A 7,724-nucleotide genomic window follows, 5' to 3' on the forward strand; every position below is an offset into this window, starting at 1 on the left:
ATGCATTGAAGAAATGCAGGAGTTAGTTGGATGATCCAGCACCTAGCGCCTGGACGGTCCGGTGCGCGGCAACGGCAAGATCATCCAGGAACTGGAAGCGGACTTCCGCGGCGCCGGCTGGAACGTCGTCAAGGTCATCTGGGGCCCGGGCTGGGACGCCCTGCTGGCCAAGGACAAGGACGGCATCCTGCAGCGCGTGATGATGGAAACCGTCGACGGCGAATACCAGAACTACAAGGCCAAGGACGGCGCATACGTGCGCAAGCACTTCTTCGGCAAGCACCCCGAGCTGCTGAAGATGGTCGCCAACATGACCGACGACGACATCTGGCGCCTGACCCGCGGCGGCCACGATCCGCACAAGATCTACGCGGCCTTCAAGAACGCCCAGGAAAACAAGGGCACCCCGACCGTGCTGCTCGTGAAGACCGTCAAGGGCTTCGGCATGGGCAAGTCGGGCGAGGCGCGCAACACGGCGCACCAGACCAAGAAGCTGGACGACGAGGCGATCCGCGAAATGCGCGACCGCTTCGCCATCCCGATCCCGGACGACAAGCTGCCCGAGATCCCGTTCTTCAAGCCGGCCGACGACGCGCCTGAAATGAAATATCTGCACGAGCGCCGCCAGGCCCTCGGCGGCTACCTGCCGCAGCGCCGCCAGCAGGCCGACGAGAAGCTGGCCGTGCCGCCGCTGGCCACCTTCAAGGCCGTCACCGACCCGACCGCGGCCGGCCGCGAGATCTCGACGACACAAGCCTACGTGCGTACGCTGACGACGCTGCTGAAGGACCAGAGCCTGGGCCAGCGCATCGTCCCGATCCTCGTCGACGAATCGCGTACGTTCGGCATGGAAGGCCTGTTCCGCCAGATCGGCATCTTCAACCAGGAAGGCCAGTTGTACGAGCCGGTCGACAAGGACCAGGTGATGTACTACCGCGAAGACAAGGCGGGCCAGATCCTGCAGGAAGGTATCAACGAAGCGGGCGGCATGTGCTCGTGGATCGCCGCGGCGACGTCGTACTCGACGAACAACCGCGTGATGATCCCGTTCTACACCTACTACTCGATGTTCGGCCTGCAGCGCGTCGGCGACCTGGCCTGGCTGGCGGGCGACATCCGCGCACGCGGCTTCCTGATGGCCGGCACCGCGGGCCGCACGACGCTGAACGGCGAAGGCCTGCAGCACGAGGATGGCCACAGCCATATCTTCGCCGCGTCGATCCCGACCTGCGTGCCGTACGACCCGACCTATGCGCACGAAGTGGCGGTGATCATCCAGGACGGCCTGCATCGCATGGTGGAGAAGCAGGAAGATGTGTTCTATTACATCACCATCATGAACGAGAACTACGAGCAGCCGGGCCTGAAGGAAGGCCAGCAAGAGGGCATCATCAAGGGCATGTACCTGCTCCAGGAAGGCGACAAGTCGGCCAAGCAGCGCGTGCAGCTGATGGGCTCCGGCACCATCCTGCGCGAGTCCGTGTTCGCCGCCGAACTGCTGAAGAACGACTGGGGCGTCGCCGCCGACGTGTGGTCGTGCCCGTCGCTGACGCTGCTGGCCCGCGACGGCCAGGACGCCGAGCGCTGGAACCTGACGCACCCGCTCGACGCGCCGCGCGTGCCGTACGTGACCCAGGCTGCTGCAGGGTTCCGAGGGCCCGATCGTCGCGACGACCGACTACATGCGCCTGTTCGCCGAGCAGATCCGCGCCTACATCCCGAGCGGCCGCACGTACAAGGTGCTGGGCACCGACGGCTTCGGCCGTTCGGACACCCGCGCCAAGCTGCGCGAGTTCTTCGAGGCTGAACCGTTACTACATCACGGTCGCCGCGCTGAAATCGCTGGCCGAGGAAGGCAAGATCGACGCGAAGGTGGTGGCGGACGCGATCGCCAAGTACGGCATCGATCCGAACAAGCCGAATCCTGTGACCCAGTAATGCTCTGGCGCTGACGCGCTAAAGTACGTCGTCCCCGGACTGGCCGTCCGCCTAGCCGGGGACCCAAGCTTGCTTGCGTAACCAATTGCGCAAAAATTGGGCCCCTGCCTGCGCAGGGGCGACGGATGAGCTAACGATAAGAATACGGAGCTAACACACTATGAGCATTGTGGAAGTCAAAGTCCCCGACATCGGCGACTTCAAGGAAGTCGAAATCATCGAGCTGATGGTCAAGCCGGGCGACACGATCAAGGTCGACCAGTCCCTGATCACGGTGGAATCGGACAAGGCCAGCATGGAGATCCCGTCCAGCCACGCCGGCGTCGTGAAGGAAATGAAGGTCAAGGTCGGCGACAAGGTCGGCGAAGGCTCGCTCGTGCTGCTGCTCGAGGAAGCCGCCGGCGGCGAGGCGCCCGCGCCTGCAGCCGCCGCACCGGCACCCGCCGCCGCGGCACCGGCTCCGGCCGCTGCGCCGGCACCCGCTCCGGCACCGGCACCTGCGGCCGCACCGGCGCCGGCGCCTGCCGCGGCACCGGCCGCCGCCGGTCCTGCCGCGAGCTTCTCCGCCGCCCACGCCTCGCCGTCCGTGCGCAAGTTCGCGCGCGAGCTGGGCGTCGACCTGAACAAGGTGAAGGGTTCCGGTCCCAAGGGCCGCATCACCCAGCAGGACGTGCAGGGCTTCGTCAAGTCGGCGCTGGCCGCCGGCCCGACCGCGGCACCGGCAGGTGCGGGCGGTGGCGCGGGCATGAACCTGCTGCCATGGCCGTCGCTGGACTTCTCCAAGTTCGGCGAGACCGAAGCGCAGCCGCTGTCGCGCATCAAGAAGATCTCCGGCCCGAACCTGCACCGCAACTGGGTCATGATCCCGCACGTGACGCAGTTCGAGGAAGCCGACGTGACCGACCTGGAAGAACTGCGCGTCGAATCGAACGCGTCGTACGCCAAGGCCAAGTCGACGGTCAAGCTGACCATGCTGGCCTTCGTGATCAAGGCCTCCGTCGCCGCGCTGAAGAAGTTCCCGAACTTTAACGCGTCGCTCGACGAAGCCAACGGCCAGCTGATCCTCAAGAAGTACTACAACATCGGCTTCGCGGCCGACACGCCGAACGGCCTGGTCGTCCCGGTCATCAAGGACGCCGACAAGAAGTCCGTGTCGCAGATCGCCACCGAGATGGGCGAACTGTCGGCGCAGGCGCGCGACGGCAAGCTGTCGCCGGCGAACATGCAGGGTGCGACCTTCACGATCTCGTCGCTCGGTGGCCTGGGCGGCACCGCGTTCACGCCGATCATCAACGCGCCGGAAGTGGCCATCCTGGGCCTGTCGAAATCGCAGATGAAACCGGTGTGGGACGGCAAGGCATTCCAGCCGCGCCTGATGCTGCCGCTGTCGCTGTCGTTCGATCACCGCGTGATCGACGGCGCCGCCGGCGCCCGCTTCACGACCTACCTGGCCGACGTCCTGGCCGACCTGCGCAAGACGCTGCTGTAAGGAGAGCCCATGAGCACCGTTGAAGTCGAAGTCCCGAATATCGGCGATTTCAAGGACGTCGAAATCATCGAACTGATGGTCAAGCCCGGCGACACGATCAAGGTCGACCAGTCGCTGGTCACTGTCGAATCGGACAAGGCCAGCATGGAGATCCCGTCGACCCACGCCGGCGTCGTGCAGGAACTGAAGGTCAAGGTCGGCGACAAGGTGAACGAAGGTTCGCTGCTGCTGACCGTGGGCGACGCCGGCGCGGGCGCCGGCGCTGCGCCAGCCGCCGCATCCGCCCCCGCCGCGGCACCCGCTGCCGCTGCGGCAGGCACCGGCCAACAAGCCGGCCGATTCGTACGCACCGGCCCACCCGACCCCGTCGGCGCCGGCCGCACCGATCCCGAACGCGGCCAGCTACACCGGTCCGGTCGACGTCGAATGCGAGATGATGGTGCTGGGCGCAGGCCCCGGCGGTTATTCCGCCGCGTTCCGCTCGGCCGACCTGGGCATGAACACCGTCCTGGTCGAGAAGTACGCCACGCTGGGCGGCGTCTGCCTGAACGTGGGCTGCATCCCGTCCAAGGCGCTGCTGCACGTGGCGCACATCATGGACGAGACGGCGCACATGGCGGACCTCGGCGTGTCGTTCGCCAAGCCGGACGTCGACATCGACAAGCTGCGCGCCTACAAGGACAAGGTCATCAAGACGATGACGGGCGGCCTGGCCGGCATGGCCAAGTCGCGCAAGGTCAACGTGGTCCAGGGCGTGGGTAAATTCCTGAGCCCGAACCACATCGAAGTGACCGGTCCTGACGGCGCGAAGAAAGTCGTCGCATTCCAGAAGGCGATCATCGCGGCCGGTTCGGCCGTGGTCGAACTGCCGTTCGTGCCGGAAGATCCGCGCATCGTCGATTCGACCGGCGCGCTGGAACTGCGCCAGGTGCCGAAGCGCATGCTCGTCATCGGCGGCGGCATCATCGGCCTGGAAATGGCGACCGTGTACTCGACCTTGGGTGCGCGCATCGACGTCGTCGAGATGATGGATGGCCTGATGCAGGGCGCCGACCGCGAGGCCGTCAAGGTCTGGCAGAAGTTCAATGCGGCCCGCTTCGACAACATCATGTTGAAGACCAAGACCGTCGGCGTGGAAGCGCTGCCGGAAGGGATCAAGGTCACGTTCGAAGCCGCCGAAGCGGGCCAACCGGCGCCGGAAGCGCAGGTCTACGACCTCGTGCTGGTGGCCGTGGGCCGCAGCCCGAACGGCAAGAAGATCGGCGCGGAAGCGGCCGGCGTGTCCGTCACCGACCGCGGCTTCATCCCGGTCGACGGCCAGATGCGCACCAACGTGCCGCACATCTTCGCCATCGGCGACCTGGTGGGCCAGCCGATGCTGGCGCACAAGGCCGTGCATGAAGCCCACGTCGCCGCGGAAGCCGCGCACGGCGAGAAGGCCTTCTTCGATGCGAAGGTGATCCCGTCGGTGGCCTACACCGATCCGGAAGTGGCATGGGTCGGCCTGACCGAAGACGAAGCGAAAGCCAAGGGCATCAAGATCGAGAAGGGCCACTTCCCGTGGGCCGCATCGGGCCGCGCCGTCGCCAACGGCCGTTCGGAAGGCTTCACGAAGCTGCTGTTCGACGCCGAGACCCACCGCATCATCGGCGGCACGATCGTCGGCACGAGCGCCGGCGACATGATCGGCGAAATCGCGCTGGCCATCGAGATGGGCGCGGACGGCGTGGACATCGGCAAGACGATCCACCCGCACCCGACCCTGGGCGAATCGATCGGCATGGCGGCGGAAGCCTACGAAGGCGTCTGCACCGACCTGCCGCCGCCGCGCAAGCGCTGATTCAGGCGCAGGCTGCATCGAAAACCGGGACCGCGTGTCCCGGTTTTTTTGTTCGTGCCTGGCGCGTTATGGAATTTTTTGGGACAGCACCTGTTTCAGGGATACCTTGTCGGGTCGCCTGTAGACGACGTGGTGCGCAGCGGACGTTGGCGATTGCTGGTCTAATATCCTTTTGACCAAGGAGCCAATCCATGAGCATCGCATTCATCGGCCTGGGCGGCATGGGCCACCACATGGCCGCCAACCTGCTGAAATCCGGCCAGCCCGTGCACGTGTGGAACCGCAGCCCGGAACCTGTGCGGGCGCTGGCGGCGCTGGGCGCCGAGCCGGCCGCGACGCCCGCCGAATGCGGCATCGCCGGCGTCGTCTTCACCATGCTGTCCGATGACGACGCGACGCGCGCCGTGCTGCTGGACGGCGGCGTGCTGGCCGCGATGGCGCCCGGCAGCATCCACGTCAACGTGGCGACCGTCTCCGTCGCGTTCGCGCGTGAGATGGCGGCGCTGCACGTCGAACGCGGCGTCGGCTACGTGGCGGCGCCCGTGCTGGGCCGGGTGGATGTCGCGCAAGCGGGCAAGCTGAATATCCTGGCCGGCGGCAGCGACGAATTGATCGCGCGCGTGCAGCCGCTGTTCGACCTGATGGGACAAAAGACGTGGCGCTTCGGCAGCGAGCCGGAACAGGCGAACGCGGTCAAGCTCGCGTGCAACCTGATGCTCGCGTGCGCGATCGAGGCGACGGCCGAGGGCACCGCGCTGGCGTGCGCGCACGACGTGCCGGCCGCGAATTTCATCGACCTGGTCACCAGCACGCTGTTCGCCGGCTCGCCCGTCTACAAGGGTTATGGCGGGATGATCGCCGAAGCGCGCTATGCGCCGGCTGGCTTCAAGCTGTCGCTTGGCCTGAAGGACGTGCGCCTCGCGGTGGAGGCGGGCCAGGGCAAGCATCTGCCGCTGGTGTTCGGAGAGACCCTGAAGGCGACCTTGCAGGATGCCGTGGCGCAGGGCGACGGCGACCTCGATCTGGCGGCGCTGGGCAAGCATGTGGCAAGGCAGGGCGGGTCGAACTGATTACACAAGGTGCATGCTGGCCAGGAAGTTGAAGGCAAACGGCAGCGCCAGCACCAGCACGACGATGGCGCGCAGGACCAGCGTCCAGCGCGTGCCCTGTGCGGGATGCGCGTGCACCAGCAGCCATGACCACACCATGCCCAGCCCAGCGACGACGAGCGCGCCGAGATAGGCGAACATGCCGAGCCCCACCATCCCGATCGGGTCGATGATCGGGACGCGGGGCGGCTGGCCCGGCACGGTGGTGAGCAGGAAGGCCGTGACCCAGGCAATGTACAGGGCCAGCGGCAGGATGCCGGCACCCATCAGGAAGTTCGCGGAAATCGATTGGCAGCGCGGCGTCATGGAGGCGGTCGGTAGTGGAATGCCTGTGAGGTTAGCAAATGATGCCGCGTTCCGCACTGCCGCATCGGAATACGTTGTTCATAAAAACATCCCGGCGTAACATCGGCGCTTTCCTACCGATGGGCTGCCGCCAATGACAACACGATTCCGCATCCTCGCCGCTTCCCTGGCCCTGCTGTCCGCCAACGCCTGGGCGGCCGACGCCATGTCGCCGACGCCGCACACGGTCGTGCTGCGCGCCGCGCGCATGTTCGACGGCGCCAGCGGCAAGCTGGTCGAGCATCCGCAACTGACTATCGTCGGCAACAAGATCGTCCGCATCGCGCAGGGCGACAAGAACGACAAGGCCGCGGTGCCGGCCGGCGCCGACGTCATCGACCTGGGTGACGCCACGCTGCTGCCGGGCTTCATCGACGCGCACGTCCACCTGTCCGGCCAGTCGAGCGACGACTGGTACGGCGACTTCTTCGACAACATGATGCGCTTCCCGGCGGAGCAGGCGCTGTATGGCGCCTATTACGCCCGCATCACGCTGGAGGCGGGCTTCACGTCCGTGCGCGACGTCGGATCGACGGACTGGATCGCGCTCGGCCTGCGCAACGCCATCGACGCGGGCAAGGTGCCGGGGCCGCGCATGCTCGTGTCGAACTATGCGATCGGGTCGACGGGCGGTCATGCCGACCAGGACCCGATCCCGCCGCAGAAGCTCGCGCCGGCCGGGCCGCTGCAGGGCGTGTGCAACGGACCGGACGAGTGCCGCGCGGCGGTGCGCTACAGGTGCTGGATCATCCAACTAACTCCTCCGTTTTAACCTTAGGTGCTGGATCATCCAACTAACTCCTCCGTTTTAACCTTAGGTGCTGGATCATCCAACTAACTCCTCCGTTTTAACCTTAGGTGCTGGAATCGCTATCCTATGTTCATCCGTTAACCTTAAGGTTAACGGATGAACATAGGATAGCGATTCCAGCACCTAAGGTTAACGGATGAACATAGGATAGCGATTCCAGCACCTAAGGTTAACGGATGAACATAGGATAGC

At 65.8% G+C, this 7,724-nt stretch carries 4 protein-coding genes and 2 pseudogenes; 5 read left to right on the forward strand and 1 reads right to left on the reverse strand.

Going from position 1 to position 7,724, the window contains the following annotated elements; genetic code table 11:
• Positions 1 to 46: 46 nt before the first annotated feature.
• The 4 genes and pseudogenes from aceE to ACWNCF_RS05610 all read left to right on the forward strand — a co-directional run.
• Positions 47 to 1,938 (forward strand): annotated as a pseudogene (gene aceE / locus ACWNCF_RS05595) (pyruvate dehydrogenase (acetyl-transferring), homodimeric type); the annotation flags it as partial.
• A 160-nt stretch (positions 1,939 to 2,098) separates the two neighbouring features.
• Positions 2,099 to 3,427 carry a dihydrolipoyllysine-residue acetyltransferase gene (aceF, locus tag ACWNCF_RS05600; RefSeq protein WP_449406333.1) on the forward strand — a complete coding sequence of 443 codons (1,329 nt, stop codon included), beginning with the start codon at positions 2,099 to 2,101 and terminating at the stop codon, positions 3,425 to 3,427.
• A 9-nt stretch (positions 3,428 to 3,436) separates the two neighbouring features.
• Positions 3,437 to 5,267, forward strand: a pseudogene (lpdA, locus tag ACWNCF_RS05605) (dihydrolipoyl dehydrogenase).
• A 191-nt stretch (positions 5,268 to 5,458) separates the two neighbouring features.
• Positions 5,459 to 6,337 carry an NAD(P)-dependent oxidoreductase gene (locus tag ACWNCF_RS05610; RefSeq protein WP_449406334.1) on the forward strand — a complete coding sequence of 293 codons (879 nt, stop codon included), beginning with the start codon at positions 5,459 to 5,461 and terminating at the stop codon, positions 6,335 to 6,337.
• Here ACWNCF_RS05610 and ACWNCF_RS05615 read toward each other — a convergent pair whose 3' ends face one another.
• Positions 6,338 to 6,682 carry a hypothetical protein gene (locus tag ACWNCF_RS05615; protein WP_449406335.1) on the reverse strand — a complete coding sequence of 115 codons (345 nt, stop codon included), beginning with the start codon at positions 6,680 to 6,682 and terminating at the stop codon, positions 6,338 to 6,340. It abuts the gene before it with no gap.
• A gap of 133 nt (positions 6,683 to 6,815) precedes the next feature.
• Here ACWNCF_RS05615 and ACWNCF_RS05620 point away from each other — a divergent pair, with 133 nt between their 5' ends.
• Positions 6,816 to 7,493: an amidohydrolase family protein gene (locus tag ACWNCF_RS05620; RefSeq protein WP_449406336.1), complete on the forward strand. Its 678-nt coding sequence runs from the start codon at positions 6,816 to 6,818 to the stop codon at positions 7,491 to 7,493.
• Positions 7,494 to 7,724: the final 231 nt, after the last annotated feature.

Source organism: Massilia phosphatilytica, from assembly GCF_977014125.1.